14 protein-coding genes are annotated in these 13,512 nt (G+C 74.6%); 6 read left to right on the forward strand and 8 right to left on the reverse strand.

The features are described 5' to 3' along the window. The coding region (locus AB6N24_RS12090; RefSeq protein WP_412869647.1) for a CAP domain-containing protein at nucleotides 1-402 on the forward strand (402 nt) is incomplete at its 5' end. 215 nt (nucleotides 403-617) lie between these two features. Here the strand turns inward: AB6N24_RS12090 and rocD are convergent. The 4 genes from rocD to AB6N24_RS12110 all read right to left on the reverse strand — a co-directional run bounded on the left by rocD (nucleotide 618) and on the right by AB6N24_RS12110 (nucleotide 3,783). After that, entirely contained in the window at nucleotides 618-1,856 is a 1,239-nt protein-coding gene (rocD, locus tag AB6N24_RS12095) for an ornithine--oxo-acid transaminase (RefSeq protein WP_412869648.1), read from the reverse strand. Beyond that, on the reverse strand, nucleotides 1,853-2,704 hold the full coding sequence (gene ddaH / locus AB6N24_RS12100) for a dimethylargininase (protein WP_412869649.1): 852 nt from the start codon (nucleotides 2,702-2,704) through the stop codon (nucleotides 1,853-1,855). The genes rocD and ddaH overlap by 4 nt, the downstream gene beginning before the upstream one ends. A 213-nt stretch (nucleotides 2,705-2,917) precedes the next feature. Beyond that, nucleotides 2,918-3,385, reverse strand: a complete 468-nt coding sequence (locus tag AB6N24_RS12105; RefSeq protein ID WP_412869650.1) for an SRPBCC family protein — start codon at nucleotides 3,383-3,385, stop codon at nucleotides 2,918-2,920. Nucleotides 3,386-3,411: 26 nt separating this feature from the next. Next, entirely contained in the window at nucleotides 3,412-3,783 is a 372-nt protein-coding gene (locus tag AB6N24_RS12110) for an MmcQ/YjbR family DNA-binding protein (protein ID WP_412869651.1), read from the reverse strand. Nucleotides 3,784-3,878: 95 nt separating this feature from the next. Between AB6N24_RS12110 and AB6N24_RS12115 the strand changes: the two genes are divergently transcribed. Continuing rightward, nucleotides 3,879-4,883 (forward strand): aldo/keto reductase, encoded by a 1,005-nt coding sequence (locus AB6N24_RS12115; protein ID WP_412869652.1) that lies wholly within the window; start codon nucleotides 3,879-3,881, stop codon nucleotides 4,881-4,883. Between the two features lie 110 nt (nucleotides 4,884-4,993). Here the strand turns inward: AB6N24_RS12115 and AB6N24_RS12120 are convergent, their stop codons facing one another. After that, nucleotides 4,994-5,401: a RidA family protein gene (locus AB6N24_RS12120; protein ID WP_412869653.1), complete on the reverse strand. Its 408-nt coding sequence runs from the start codon at nucleotides 5,399-5,401 to the stop codon at nucleotides 4,994-4,996. Nucleotides 5,402-5,487: 86 nt separating this feature from the next. Between AB6N24_RS12120 and AB6N24_RS12125 the strand changes: the two genes are divergently transcribed. After that, complete coding sequence (locus AB6N24_RS12125; RefSeq protein WP_412869654.1) at nucleotides 5,488-6,219, forward strand: TetR/AcrR family transcriptional regulator; 732 nt, start codon at nucleotides 5,488-5,490, stop codon at nucleotides 6,217-6,219. A 69-nt stretch (nucleotides 6,220-6,288) separates the two neighbouring features. On the opposite strand, the gene AB6N24_RS12130 is transcribed toward AB6N24_RS12125, so the two are convergent. Continuing rightward, nucleotides 6,289-7,128: a hypothetical protein gene (locus tag AB6N24_RS12130; protein ID WP_412869655.1), complete on the reverse strand. Its 840-nt coding sequence runs from the start codon at nucleotides 7,126-7,128 to the stop codon at nucleotides 6,289-6,291. A 95-nt stretch (nucleotides 7,129-7,223) separates the two neighbouring features. Continuing rightward, entirely contained in the window at nucleotides 7,224-7,691 is a 468-nt protein-coding gene (locus tag AB6N24_RS12135; RefSeq protein WP_412869656.1) for an OsmC family protein, read from the reverse strand. Between the two features lie 94 nt (nucleotides 7,692-7,785). Between AB6N24_RS12135 and AB6N24_RS12140 the strand changes: the two genes are divergently transcribed. After that, complete coding sequence (locus AB6N24_RS12140; protein ID WP_412869657.1) at nucleotides 7,786-9,678, forward strand: putative bifunctional diguanylate cyclase/phosphodiesterase; 1,893 nt, start codon at nucleotides 7,786-7,788, stop codon at nucleotides 9,676-9,678. 105 nt (nucleotides 9,679-9,783) lie between these two features. Then, the gene (locus AB6N24_RS12145) at nucleotides 9,784-10,455 is read left to right on the forward strand and encodes a hypothetical protein (RefSeq protein WP_412869658.1); all 672 of its coding nucleotides are present in this window, start codon (nucleotides 9,784-9,786) and stop codon (nucleotides 10,453-10,455) included. 75 nt (nucleotides 10,456-10,530) lie between these two features. On the opposite strand, the gene AB6N24_RS12150 is transcribed toward AB6N24_RS12145, so the two are convergent. Then, nucleotides 10,531-12,258, reverse strand: a complete 1,728-nt coding sequence (locus tag AB6N24_RS12150; RefSeq protein WP_412869659.1) for a hypothetical protein — start codon at nucleotides 12,256-12,258, stop codon at nucleotides 10,531-10,533. Between the two features lie 260 nt (nucleotides 12,259-12,518). Between AB6N24_RS12150 and AB6N24_RS12155 the strand changes: the two genes are divergently transcribed. Next, a complete protein-coding gene (locus tag AB6N24_RS12155) occupies nucleotides 12,519-13,406 on the forward strand; it encodes a DUF1028 domain-containing protein (protein WP_412869660.1) in 888 nt (295 codons plus the stop codon). Nucleotides 13,407-13,512: the final 106 nt, after the last annotated feature.

The following is a 13,512-nucleotide window of genomic DNA, read 5'->3' on the forward strand; positions in this document are numbered from 1 at the left end:
GCCCCGCGCGCAGCGTCCGGCGGCAGCGCACCGGCACCCGCCGCCGCTGCGCCGGCCGAGACCGCCGGGGGCTGGGCCGCCGGCGTCGAGTCGTACGGGGTCGGCGGGCTCGGCGAGGCGATCAACGCGCACCGCGCGGCCAACGGTCTCGGCCCGCTGAGCGTGTCCGGGTCGAGCTCGCTCGCGAACCACGCGGCGGACATGGCGGCCCAGTGGCGGATCTGGCACAGCGGCCGCGACCACATCGTCGGCTACGTGCAGCCCGCCAGCTCGAGCGCGATGATCTCCGCCTACGCGAACTCGTCCTCCCACAACGCGTGGCTCCTGTCCAGCACGTCGCACGTGTCGATCGGTGCGGTCACGCTCAACGGGCGCCTCTTCACGGCGATGTCCTTCAGCTGACCGACGCGGCTCGGCGCGAGTCGGGCGTGGCCGGACGGAACCGCTCACGGGTGCACGAGGGCCCCGGACGCAGCGCGTCCGGGGCCCTCGGCGTCCGTGGGACGCGGCACCGACCAGCGGTGCACCGCAGGCCGACCCGCCGCGCCGTCAGCGCCCGCCCTGCGCGAGCGACGACGCCCGGTTCGCGGCCGCCGCCGCACACCGGCGCGCGCGGCTCAGCGCAGGACGAGCGCGAGCCGGTCGAGCGCGAGGTCGAGGTCGTCGCGCCCGATGACGAGCGGCGGCGCGAGCCGGATCGTCGAGCCGTGCGTGTCCTTGACCAGCACGCCCTCCGCGAGCAGCCGGACGCACACCTCGCGCCCGGTGAACCGCGCGGGGTCGACGTCGACGCCGGCCCACAGCCCGACCGCCCGGAAGCGCTCGACGAGCCCGTCGTCGGCGAGGGCCTGCAGGCGCTCACGCAGGTGCACGCCGAGGGTGCGGGCGCGCTCCTGGTGCTCGCCGGTCGCGAGCAGCCCGGTCACCGCGAGGCCGACCGCGCACGCGAGCGGGTTGCCGCCGAACGTCGAGCCGTGCGTGCCGTACGTGAGCACGCCGAGCACGTCCGCCCGGCCCACGACCGCGGAGACGGGCACGATGCCGCCGCCGAGCGCCTTGCCGAGCGTCATGAGGTCGGGGCGCACGTCCCACAGCTCGCACGCGAACGTCGTCCCGGTGCGCCCGAGGCCCGACTGGATCTCGTCGGCGACCAGCAGCACGCCGGCGTCGTCGCACGCGGCCCGCACGGCCGGCCAGTAGTCGTCGGGCGGGATCACGACGCCCTGCTCGCCCTGGATCGGCTCGAGCAGCACCGCGACCGTGGTGTCGTCGATCGCGTCCCGGACCGCCGCCGCGTCGCCGTAGGGCACGAGCCGGAAGCCCGGGGTGTACGGCCCGAAGCCCGTGCGCGCGTCCTCGTCGTCGGAGAACGAGATGATCGTGGTCGTCCGGCCGTGGAAGTTGCCCGACGCGACGACGATCGTGGCCTGGTCCGGCGCGACTCCCTTGACCTCGTAGCCCCACTTGCGGGCCGCCTTGATCGCGGTCTCGACGGCCTCCGCCCCGGTGTTCATGGGCAGCACCATCGGCGGGCCCACGACGTGCGGGGCGGCGAGGGCGGCGAGCGCGTCGGCGAACGGCCCGAGCAGGTCGTGGTCGAACGCGCGGGACGTGAGCGTGATCCGGTCGAGCTGCGCGTGCGCCGCGGCGAGCAGCGCCGGGTGCCCGTGGCCGAAGTTGAGCGCCGAGTACCCCGCCAGGAGGTCGAGGTAGTCGGCCCCGGCGGTGTCACGCACCCAGGCGCCCGAGCCGGACGCGAGCGTCACGGGGAGCGGGTGGTAGTTCTGCGCGAGCGTCGGGGGGCTCCCGGCGGTGCGCGTCGCGTCCGCGGCGGCCACGGGCACCGTCGTGGTCATCGCGCGCCGCGGATCTCGAGCGTGCAGCACTTGGCGCCGCCGCCGCCCTTGAGCAGCTCGCTCGTGTCGACCGGGATCGGGTTCCAGCCGCGCTCGGTCAGTGCCGCGGCGAGGTCGACCGCGCCCGGGGCGACGACGACGTTCTTCCCGTCGCTCACCGCGTTGAGGCCCAGCGCCACGGCGTCGCGCTCGGTCGCCCGGATCGCGTCGGGGAACACGCGCTCGAGCAGCTCCCGCGACCGGTCCGAGAACGCCGGCGGGTAGTAGGCGACCTGGGGGTCCGCCGGGTCGCTCGACAGCACCGCGAGCGCGGTGTCGAGGTGGTAGTAGTGCGGGTCGACGAGCTCGAGCGAGACGACCTCGCGCCCGAACAGCCGGGCCGCCTCCTCGTGCGCCGACTGGTCGGTCCGGAAGCCGGTGCCCGCCAGGACGACGTCCCCGACGACGAGCAGGTCGCCCTCGCCCTCGTTGATCTCCGACGCCGTGTGCGTCACGTAGCCGCGGTCGGCGAACCACTTCTGGTACGCGGGCCCCTCGGGTCCACGCTCGGCGTACCGGAACCGCGCGGAGTACACGACTCCGTCGACGACGGTCGCGCCGTTCGCGGCGTAGACCATGTCCGGGAGGCCCTCGATCGGGTCGATCGTCTCCACGGTGTGCCCCAGGTCGAGGTACACGTCGCGCAGGGTGCGCCACTGGCGGACGGCGAGACCGGCGTCGGTGTGGCGCGTGACGTCCATCCACGGGTTGATCTCGTAGGAGACGGTGTAGTGCACGGGCTCGCACATGAGGAAGTGACGGGGGGTCGCGGTGCGCTCGGTCGTGGGGGTCGCGGGCGTGGCGGACATCGGGCTCCTCGGCGTCGGGTCAGCGCGGGGCTGGGGCGACGCGCCGGGCCGTGGGGGGTGGGCCCGGCGCGTCCGGAGGCCCGAGTGGTGCTCGGGCCGGGCACCCTTCGAGCGTACGAGCCGCCGGGGCGTCGACCCGGCACGCCGCGTTGCGCGTCCGGGTGCGGATCGTTGCGCCGTGCCGCGGTTCTGCGGTGATTCGTTGCGCGGCGGTCAGCGCAGCTCGCGCGCGATCCTCGCGAGCGCGAACCGCAGCATGAGCCCGAGCACGGGGGAGAGCACCGCGCCCGCGGGCACGGGCCCGGCGAGGACGACCCGCTCCGACCAGGTCACCCGTGCCCGCCGCGGGCCGGCGTCGGCCACGCGCACGGTGGAGTCGCCCAGCAGGACGGGCCCGAGCTTCGTGAACAGCGCCTCCCCGGCGCGGTCGGCCGTCGGCGGCTCGAACCGGTCGAGGCGCATGCGGTCGAGCAGCCCGGGGGCGCCCCGGCGGGCGAAGGGGCCCGACGTCGCCTCGAAGCGCGCGCCGAGCCGCAGGGGGCCGTCGGGCAGGTCGATCCGGGTCAGCGGGATCCACCGCTCGTGGTTGCGGCCCTCGAGCAGCAGGTCCCACGCGTCGGCGGCGCTCACCGGCAGGACGCGGGTCACGGTGACCTCGCGGCCGCGGGGCGTGCTGCTCACGGGCGGAGGTGCGCCGGGGGAGCGGGTCACGCGTCGAGCGCCCGGAGCATCCGCACGAGCGCGACCTGGCGGTAGGACGCGTCGAGCAGCTCGCGCACCTCGCCCCAGTCGACCGCCGGGTCGAGGCGCAGCGCGAGCCACCCGGCGGGGCCGAAGTACGGCGGCGAGAAGAACCGCTCGTCCTGCTCCAGCGCGGGCCGCTCCTCGGGGTCCGGCTTGAGGATCAGCGCGGGCTCGTCGGTCCCGCTCGACCCGTACACCGCGAAGATCTTCTTCCCCGCACGGAACGTCGGGCGGCCCCACGCCTCGACCTCGACGGACTCCGGGAAGCCCGCCGCGACGTCGCGGACGTGCGCCAGGAGCGGGTCGCCGTCGTCGTACATCCGGGGGTGCTCCATGCGTCCTCCTGGGGACCGGGGCGCGGTCGGCGTCCGGGGCCGGCGGCGCGGTGTCGAACCTGCTCACCCGCGCAGCCCAGGGTAGCGTCGGCCGCATGGAGAAGCGTGTGCTGGGCAGGACGGGACGGTCGGTCGGCGTGGTGGGGCTGGGCTGCTGGCAGCTCGGTGGTGACTGGGGTGACGTCGGGGACGACGACGCGCTCGCGGTGCTCGACGCCGCGGTCGCGGACGGCGTGACGTTCCTCGACACGGCCGACGTGTACGGCGACGGGCGCAGCGAGCGGCTCGTCGGGAAGTTCCTCCAGGCGCAGCGCGCCGCGGGCGCCGAGGTGCCGACCGTCGCGACGAAGATGGGCCGCCGGGCCGCGCCGCACGACGCCGACGCGTACACCCTCGACGCGTTCCGGGCCTGGAACGACCGCTCGCGCGAGAACCTCGGCGTCGACACCCTCGACCTCGTGCAGCTGCACTGCCCGCCGACCGAGGTCTACTCGCGTGACGCGGTGTACGACGCGCTCGACACCCTCGTCGAGGAGAAGCGCGTCGCCGCGTACGGCGTCTCGGTCGAGACGGTCGACGAGGCGCTCACGGCGATCGCCCGCCCGAACGTCGCGAGCGTCCAGATCATCCTCAACGTGTTCCGCCGCAAGCCGCTCGAGCGCGTGCTGCCCGCGGCGCTCGACGCCGGCGTCGGGATCATCGCGCGGGTCCCGCTCGCGAGCGGCCTGCTCTCCGGCAAGTACGACGCGAGCACGCAGTTCGCGGAGAACGACCACCGCACGTACAACCGGCAGGGCGAGGCGTTCGACGTCGGCGAGACGTTCGCGGGCGTCCCGTTCGAGGTCGGCGTCGCGGCGGCGCAGGAGGTCGCGGAGATCGGGCGCCGGGTCGCCCCCGACGCGACGACCGCGCAGCTCGCGCTGCGGTGGATCGTCGACCAGCCCGGCGTCTCGACCGTGATCCCGGGGGCCCGCAACGCCGAGCAGGCGCGCGCGAACGCCGCCGCCGCCGCGCTCGCACCGCTCGACGCGGACGCGCTCGCCGCGCTGGAGGACGTCTACGACCGGTCGGTGCGGGAGCACGTGCACGGCCGCTGGTGAACCGCACCGGACGATCGACGAGGGGCCGCACGCGGAGCACGTCGCGTGCGGCCCTCGTCGTGGGTGCCTCGTGGTGGGCGGCTCGGGGTGGGTGCCTCGGGGTGGGTGGCTCAGTCGACGACGGCCGTCGCCTCGATCTCGACGAGCGCGTCGGGGTCGGCGAGGGCGGCGACGAAGATGCCCGTGAGCGGCGCCTGCGGGGTGACGCCCAGCTTCTGGGCCGCCCGCGAGACGCCCTCGAAGAACTGGGGCATCTGCCCCGGGCGGGCGTCCGCGACGTAGACGGTGAGCTTCACGACGTCCGCGAACGTGGCGCCGGCGGCCGCGAGGGCCGTGCCGACGTTGAGGTAGCACTGCTCGACCTGCGCGGCGAGGTCGCCGACGCCGACGAGCGCACCGTCGGCGTCGCTCGCGAGCTGCCCGGCGACGAAGACGAGCCGCGACCCGGTCGCGACCGAGACCTGGTGGTAGAAGTCCGGCTTCGGCAGCCCGTCGGGGTTCTGCAGGGTCACGGCCATGGTCTCTCCTCGGGAGCGGCGGGGTCGGGACCGGTGCGACTCGACCACACAAAACATAGCATTGAAATGCTATGTAGTCTCGGATCGTGGCTCGCACCAAGGACCCCGCCGTCCGCACGCTCCTGCTCGAGCGCGCGGCCCGCATGCTCCGCGCCCGCGAGCCCGTCACGCTCCGGTCGCTCGTCGCCGGGACCGGCGTGTCGACGATGGCGGTCTACACCTACTTCGGCGGCATGGACGGGCTGTGGCAGGCGCTCCGGCAGGAGGGCTTCACGCGGCTCGAGGCCCGGTTCGCCACGACGGCGCCGTCCGCGGACCCCGTGCGCGACCTCGCGGCCCTCGTCGCGGGCTACCTGGCGCACGCGCTCGACCACCCGGACCTGTACCGGGTCATGTTCGACGCGAGCGTGGACCTCGAGGACCTGGCGGCGGCCGACGCGACGCTCGAGCACCTCGTGGAGGGCGTGCGGCGCGCACGTGACGCGGGCAGGTTCCGCCCCGACACCGACCCGCTCGCGCTCGCGATCCAGAGCTGGGCCCTCGGCCACGGGCTCGTGTCGCTCGTCGCCACCGGGCCGCTGCCCCGCGCCACACTCGACCACGGCGTCCCCATGCTCACCGCGCTGCTCGTGAGCGTCGGCGACGACCCCGCGCGGTGCCGTGCGTCGGTCGAGCAGGGATGGGCGGAGCTCGCGCGGGATCCCGGGCCGGGCGCCGAGCCCGCCGCACCGGGCACCGAGCCGGCCGCACCGGGCACCGAGCCCGCCGCACCGGGCGCCGATCGTGCCGGACGGGACGGCGAGCCGGCCGAGAGGTGACCGCCCCCCCCCGCCGAGCTCGCCGCCTCGCGCGTGCCTGGCCCGACCCCGGATCCGACGCGGGCGGTGTCAGCGCCCCAGGCGCCCCGGGCCCTGCGCCTCGATGACGCGCGGCGTCCCGCCGGTCTCCACGACCTCGACGACCTGCGGGAAGCGCGCGGGCGGCTCCCCGAACGCGAGCCGAGCACCCTCGATCACGGGCTTGCCGAGCGCGCGCGCACCGGCGATGCCGACGGCCGCGCCGATGCCGAACGGCAGGAGCCGGCCGAACAGGAGGCCGCCCTGCTTCGCGGCCTGGTGCCGGACGAGGCGCTTGGTCAGCGTCGAGTTGACCTTCTTCACGGTGCCCGACGGCATGCGGGTGAGCAGCGTCCGCGCGAAGTGCACGCCGCTGATGCCCGCCGCGTCGCCGACGATCTCGCCACCCTGCTCGCCGAGGACCGTCGCGAGCAGCAGGGCCCGGCGGCGGTCGGTGTCCTGCACGTCGATGCCGTGCACGCTCGCGACCCCCAGCGCGAACGCGGACGACGCCGCGAAGAAGGTCGCGACGTCGCTCGCGGTGAGCGTGAAGGCCACGCCCGTCCCGACGCCGGGGGCGGCGGCCGCGGCACCGACCGCACCGCCCGCACCCTGGATGATCAGGAGGTACTCCTTCTCGAGCATCCCGATGATCTGGGCCGGCGATGCCTCGGGGTTGCGCCGGCGCAGCGAGTCCACGTGCGCGTGGATGCGCTCGGACGGGATCGTCACGGCCCGGTCGAGCAGGCCGTCCGCGACGCTCTTGCGTCGCACGGTGCTCGGCTGCTCGAGCTTCGTGGTGTCGACCGCGTTGCCCGGGGGCGTGGCGTACCCGTTCTGGGCGGCCCAGTCGGTCGTCGTGACGTCCTTCGATCGGCGGCGCAGTCCCATCCGCTTCACCTCTCCTCGCGTCGTCCGTACCGGCAGGGGGTTCGCCGGGCGGGTTCCTCGGTACAGGATCGTGGTCGCGGGGCCGGTCCGCTCGCTCAGCGCTCGCCGGTGACGGTGAGGTCGACCGTGGCGCCGGCCTCGATCGTGCGCCCGACCGTGCAGTGCAGGTCGATCGCCCGGTGCACGACCGCGATGAGCCGCTCGCGCTGCGCGGGGTCGAGGGGGCTCAGGTCGACGACGAGCTCCTCGGTCAGCGCCGGGTAGCGGTCCTCCTCGGGGTCGCTCAGCCCCGAGACGCGCACGGTGACCTCGACGTCGTCCCCGAGGCGGTGCGCGAGCGCCGTGTCGGCGCTCATGCCGGAGCAGCCGGCGAGCGCGATCTTCAGCAGCTCGCCGGGGGTGAACACCGCGCCGGCCTCGGCCGGCCCGATCAGCACCTCCGCGCCGCGCGAGCTGCGGCCGGTGTACGTGCGGCGTCCCGTGCGCTCGACCCAGAGCTCGGCGGGCGGCGGGACCTCCGGCGTCGCGGGCAGGCTGGCTCCGGGCACGATCTCCGACGTCATCCCCGAATCCTCCCACGCACGCGCGGGGGTGGTGCGAGCACCGTCCGGCGCCGCGCTCGCCGGACAGTGGCCGATGCCGGGCGCGGGTGCCACGATGCAGGTCTCACGAGAGTCGGGGGGCGAGGTGAGCTGGGCACGTACCGACGTCGCACTGACCAGCCGTCCCCTCACGAACCGGCTGCTGTCCGTGCTGTTCGTCGCGGCCGGGCTCCTCCACCTGGGCGTCGGCGCCATCAACCCGCCGGAGCGCCGCCCGGCGCCGTGGCTCGCGGTCGGCCTCGTCTACCTCGTGCTCGGCCTGTGGCTCTACCGCACGCGGAACAGGAGCCGTGGCCCGTGGGCGGTCGCGGGACTCATCGCGTTGAACGTCGCCCTGGTGGTCCTGATGGCTGCCACGTCGCCCGTGGGCCCCGGCGCGCTGTCGGTGCTGCTGCTCTGGGACATCCCCTTCATCTGGTCCCTGTTCCGGTTGCGCCTGGCGCTGCCGGTCACGGCGCTCCAGGCGGCGCTCGGGGTGTGGATGATCCTGCGCGGCGCGTCGATGTCGGGGATCACGGCCACGCACCTCATCGTCGGTCCGGTGGCCGCGTTCGTCCTGACGGTCGGGGTCCTCGCGCTCTGCTCGCGCGTGCTGCTCAACGCGTTCGTGGCCATGCGGCGCACGTCCCTCGCGCTCGCGGCCGAGGCCGAGCACGCCGCGGTGCACGACCCCCTGACCGGCCTCGGCAACCGCGCGCTCTACACCGAGCGCCTGCCGCACGCGGTCGCCCGGGCGGTCCGGCGCGGCACGCACGTGTGCGTCATGGTCATCGACCTCGACCAGTTCAAGCTCGTCAACGACAGCCTCGGCCACCACGTGGGCGACGAGCTCCTGCGGGCCGTCGGCCGGCTGCTCGTGGGCGCGTTCCGGGCTCAGGACACCGTCGCGCGGCTCGGCGGCGACGAGTTCGTGGTCATCTGCGAGGACCTCGCGGCGCCCGAGGACGGCGTCGCCATCGCCCGTCACGTGCTGCGCTCGCTGCGGGAGCCGGTCGTCGTCGGCGGGCACGAGCTGTACGTCTCGGCGAGCATCGGCATGACGATGCTGCACGAGGTCGACGGCGGGCCCGAGGCGGCACTGCGGGACGCCGACGCGGCGATGTACCAGGCGAAGCGGCGCGGGCGCGGGCTCGTCGAGGTGTACGACGAGGCGCTCCGCGAGTCCGTGACGCGGCAGCTCAGCATGGAGAACGGTCTGCGCCGCGCGCTCGACGGTGCGCCCGGCCCGGCCGGGACGGACGAGCTGCGGACCGTCTACCAGCCCATCGTCGACCTGCGCAGCGGCGTGATCGTCGGCGCGGAGGCCCTCGCGCGCTGGAGCAGCCCCGAGCTCGGCGAGGTCAACCCCGAGGAGTTCATCCGGGTCGCCGAGAGCACCGGGCTCATCGTCCGGCTCGGCGAGCGCGTGCTCGACGACGCGCTCGAGGCGCTGCACACGTGGCGCGAGGTCCGTCCCGACATCACCGTCGCCGTCAACGTGTCCGCGCACGAGCTCCAGGGCAGCGACTACGCCGAGCGCGTCAGCGCGAGCGCCGACCGGCACCACGTCGCGCTCACGTTCCTCAGCCTCGAGATCACCGAGCACACCGCCCTCGCGCAGAGCGCCGTCACGGTCGGGAACATCGGGCGCCTGTCCGCGTACGGCGTGCGGTTCTCCCTGGACGACTTCGGCACGGGGTACTCCTCGCTCGCCGCGCTGCGGCTCCTGCCGCTCGCCGCCCTCAAGATCGACATCACCCTGCGAGACGACCCCCCGGTGCTCCGCGCGTGCCGTGACCTCGGGACCGCGCTCGGGCTGCGCGTCATCGCCGAGGGCGTCGAGACCGACGCGTCGCGCGAGCGGTTCTCCGACCTCGACTACGAGTACGCGCAGGGGTTCCTGTTCGGGCGGCCGATGACGGGGGAGGCGTTCGGGGCGCTGCTCGCGGCGGAGGTCGTGGGGCGCTGACGCCGGTCGGTGCAGCTTCGCTACGGTGTGCGCGGCCTCGCGGTGCGCGTCGCTCTGCTGCACGCCGGCGGGGGCCCGACGACCCACGACCCCATGGAGCCGACGATGACCCGACGCTCGCCCGGCCGCCCCGCACACGCCGCGCTGCTGGCCCTGCTCGCGGCAGGGTCCCTGGTCGCGTGCACCGCCCCTGAGCAGGAGCCTGCACCGACGTCCGCCCCGACCGCGTCGTCGGCCCCGCCTGCCCCGACCGCCTCCGCCACCGAGCCCGCCGCGCCGACCCCCAGGCCGGACGCCCTCACCTTCCACCCCGAGGGTCGCATCGACGACTTCCCGCCCAACGCGCCCGAGGCCGACGTCGTCGCGCACCTGACCCAGCGCCTGGGATCCGCCCCGGAGACGCTCGACGACGAGTACGCGTGCGACACCGCAGGGCAGTCGGGCCGTCTCCTGAAGTGGCCCGGGCTGCGGGTGTTCGTCCTCACGGCCGACCCCGAGGGTGGCGCGACCGACCCCTACGTCGGCGGATGGTCGCTCCACCGTGGGGAGGGCGGGGACCCGGCGTCCGCCACTGCGGAGGGTCTGCGGATCGGCGACCCGGAGGAGCGGGTCTCCGCGCTCTACCCCTCGGCGGTCAGCGGCGAACCGATGTCGGAGGGTGATCGGTGGTGGTACACGCGGGACGACGACGGGGGGTACACGGTGATCACGTCCGACGACGGCGCGGGGGCCGTGGTGGTCGCGATGGGGAGCGGGTTCCTCTGCACCGCGAGCTGACGACGGCGCTCACCAGGAGGGGACGGTGACCGGACCGCGGCGGTGACGGAGTCGATCGACTCGACGCTCTCGAGCTCAGTCGTCGATCGCCCGCGGGCCGGGTGACGCACCGTCCGCGTCGTCGGTCCCGCCCGTTCCCGATGACCGAGTGTCCGCACCCCGGACGAGCGCGTCCCGCTCCTCGTCAGGGAGCCGCATGGACCCGGCGAGGACTGCGGCCAGCGCCTCGACCTGCGCGTCGTCGGTCTCGGGGTGAAAGCTCCACCGGAGATCGACCGCCCGCGTGATGAGGTCGAGCTCGGCGCGCTTGCCCTCGCCACGCCCCGTCCTCACGCGGACGTACCGCACGTCGTCCGTCGGGATCTGCCGCCCGATCCGCCCCTCGCGACGGAACTCGCCGGCCCGCGACGTGAGGATCCGCCTGTCCGTGACCACGACCAGCGTCGCCCACTGCTCGGGGTCGATCCTGCTCACCACGTTCTGGCCGACGGACGCGACGAGGTCGGCCTCGTCGCGCTGGTGGCAGAAGGCGATGGACCGCAACGTCTCGTCCTGGTCGACGACCCAGCGCAGTGCGCGCAGGTAGGGATCGAGGTCGAGGTCCTTGAGCGAGCAGAGGATCGTGGGAGGGCTCAGCACCGGCGGCGGCGGCCTGAGGGCGTCCGCGAGCGGCTCGATCGTCTTGAGCATCTCGGTGCTCACGAGGCGGGCGGCGCGGTGGTCCTTGCCCTTGCGGCTCAGCGGGATCTTCGAGGGCCCGGTCAGCTCGGCGATCAGCCGCAGCTCCCGCGTGACGGCATCGACCAGCCGCGTCGCCTCCGCGAGCGCTGGTTCCAGCTCCTGGCGCGTGTCGCGGACGATGAGGTCGACGAGCCTCGCCTCGTCGGCGTCGTCGGGCCCCGCGGTCCGCGCCTTACCGGCGTGCAGGGCCTTGTACCCGGTCCACGCCTTCAATGAGGACATCAGTGCGTGGGAGTCGAAGGCGATCGTCTCGGCGTTCGCCTCCAGGTACTCGCGGCGGGCCCGGGCCTGCGGTTGGTCGATCTTCCCGAGGTGGCTGCCGACATGACGGCGGTAGAGGTCGACCTGCTTGCGCAGAGCGGCCTCGTTCCCGGAGACCGTGTCCCACAGCGAGGCCGGGACCGACTCGATCTCCCGTGCCTGGGCGAGCGCGCGGTCGATCGCGGCCACGTGTCCGCTCAGCTCGGCCCACTGCTCCCTGAGGACGGTTCCGAGCGTCTGCGTCGTCAGGGCGACGTTCGTGCGGACCAGGCCGGTGATCTGGTTCAGCTGCATCTGCAGCGCGACCATCGCGACGGCCGGGCCGATCGCGGCGGCCGCCGATGCCACGCTCACGGCGGCGACCGGGATGAAGCGTGCCTGCGCGACGAGCTTGCCGTTCATCCACACGGAGCCCAGGTTCGCGCCGTCCTTGACCGCCAGGACGGCGCCGTTGCTCAGCAGCGCCTGCGTCGTGGAACCGACCCGGTAGAGCCCTCGGGCGCTGGACGCCGCGCTCGCGATGCTGCCGGCCACCCCGGCCGTGCTGCCCACGATCGAGCCGAGAGTCGCGGCCAGCTGGCGGCGGTCCGACGCGGGGACGACCCCGAAGTCGACGAGGTCGAGCAGGAGGCTCTCGGGAAGGTCGCCGAAGACGACGGCGACCCCGGGGAGCACCTCGACGAGAGCAGCCGACGGGCCCTCGTCCTGCGCGCCGGGCGCGGGGTCCGCACGACCGTCGTCGTGCGTCTCCCGGGCGTCGCGGTCGTCGACGTCAGGTGCCGCGTGCGCTGGGCCGTCCATGGCGGTTCCTCCCACGAGAGGGCCCGGGAGTGCTGTGTCACGGGCGCTGCCGGCGGAGTCTACGGCTCGACGCCGGTGCTCCGAGGAGGTTCGGCTCGGCGGGACGGCGCAGCACGGGTCGGTCCCGCACCGCGGAGGTCCGGTCGAGTGAGAAGGTCGAGACCCGGATGTGCTTCGGCGCCGGGATGAGGTCCCCGACGAGGTCGTCCACCGCCCGCACGGGCGCCGGGTTCGACGACGCGATGGCAGGGAGGTCTTCGGTGACGTTCTCGATCCTGGCGCGGGACGACCGGACGGGCGCGGTCGGGGTCGCGACCGCGAGCTTCGTCCTGGCGGTAGGGGCCCGTGTCCCGATCGTCGTGCCGGGCGCCGGCGCCGCCGTGGTCCAGGGCGGGGCACCACAGAGCCTCCGGTCGACGATCCGGCGTCGTCTCGAGCAGCTCGTCCCGGCTCACGAGCTCGTCGACAGCCTGGTGGCCACCGGCCTCCCGGCGGACTCGCAGATCGCAGTCGTCGACGCACGCGGCCGCACAGCGAGCCATTCCGGCGCCGACCTCGAGCCGCACGTCGGAGCCGTGCACGGCGTCGGGGTGTGCGCGGTGGCGAACCTGATGGCGCGCGAGCACGTCCCGGAGGCGAGCGTCGCGGCGTTTGTGGACAGCATGGCGCGAGGGCCGCTGGCAGCCGCGCTCCTCGACGCGCTGACCCGCGCGGACGAGCTCGGCGGAGACGTGCGCGGGAAGATGTCGGCTGCCCTGCTGGTCGCAGAGCCCGACGACCTCCAGGACCTGCGCCTGGACCAGGACCCGGCGCCGACCGAGAAGCTGAGGTCGCTGCACCGCGCGCACCAGGCCCACGCGGTGCTGGCCCGGACCTTGCGGGAGCACGGCTCCTACGAGGACCTCGTGGACGTCGGGGAGGCGCTCCGCATGGCGCCGGACGACCCGGTCTGTCTCGGAGCCCAGGTCCTGGCGCTGCTGCGCGCAGGCCGGGTCGACGAGGCCGTCGCCCCGGCGCGCGTGCTCGTGCGCCTCGAACCCGCCACGATCGGGCGTCTTCGCCGCTCGGCCGAGAACGGGTCCCTGGATGAGGCCGCGACGGAACGGCTGATCGACCGCGTCAGCACGTCGGCCCGGAGGCGAGGATGACGACGTCGCCACCCGCCGACGAGCTGCGCGCGGCGTACGGGACGCCGGCCTGCGGGCGGAGCGGAGCGAGGTGAGCCGGTAGGCTCGTCGGCGTCCCGCCGCGGCA

Source organism: Cellulomonas jepli, from assembly GCF_047229345.1.
GTDB lineage: Bacteria > Actinomycetota > Actinomycetes > Actinomycetales > Cellulomonadaceae > Cellulomonas_A.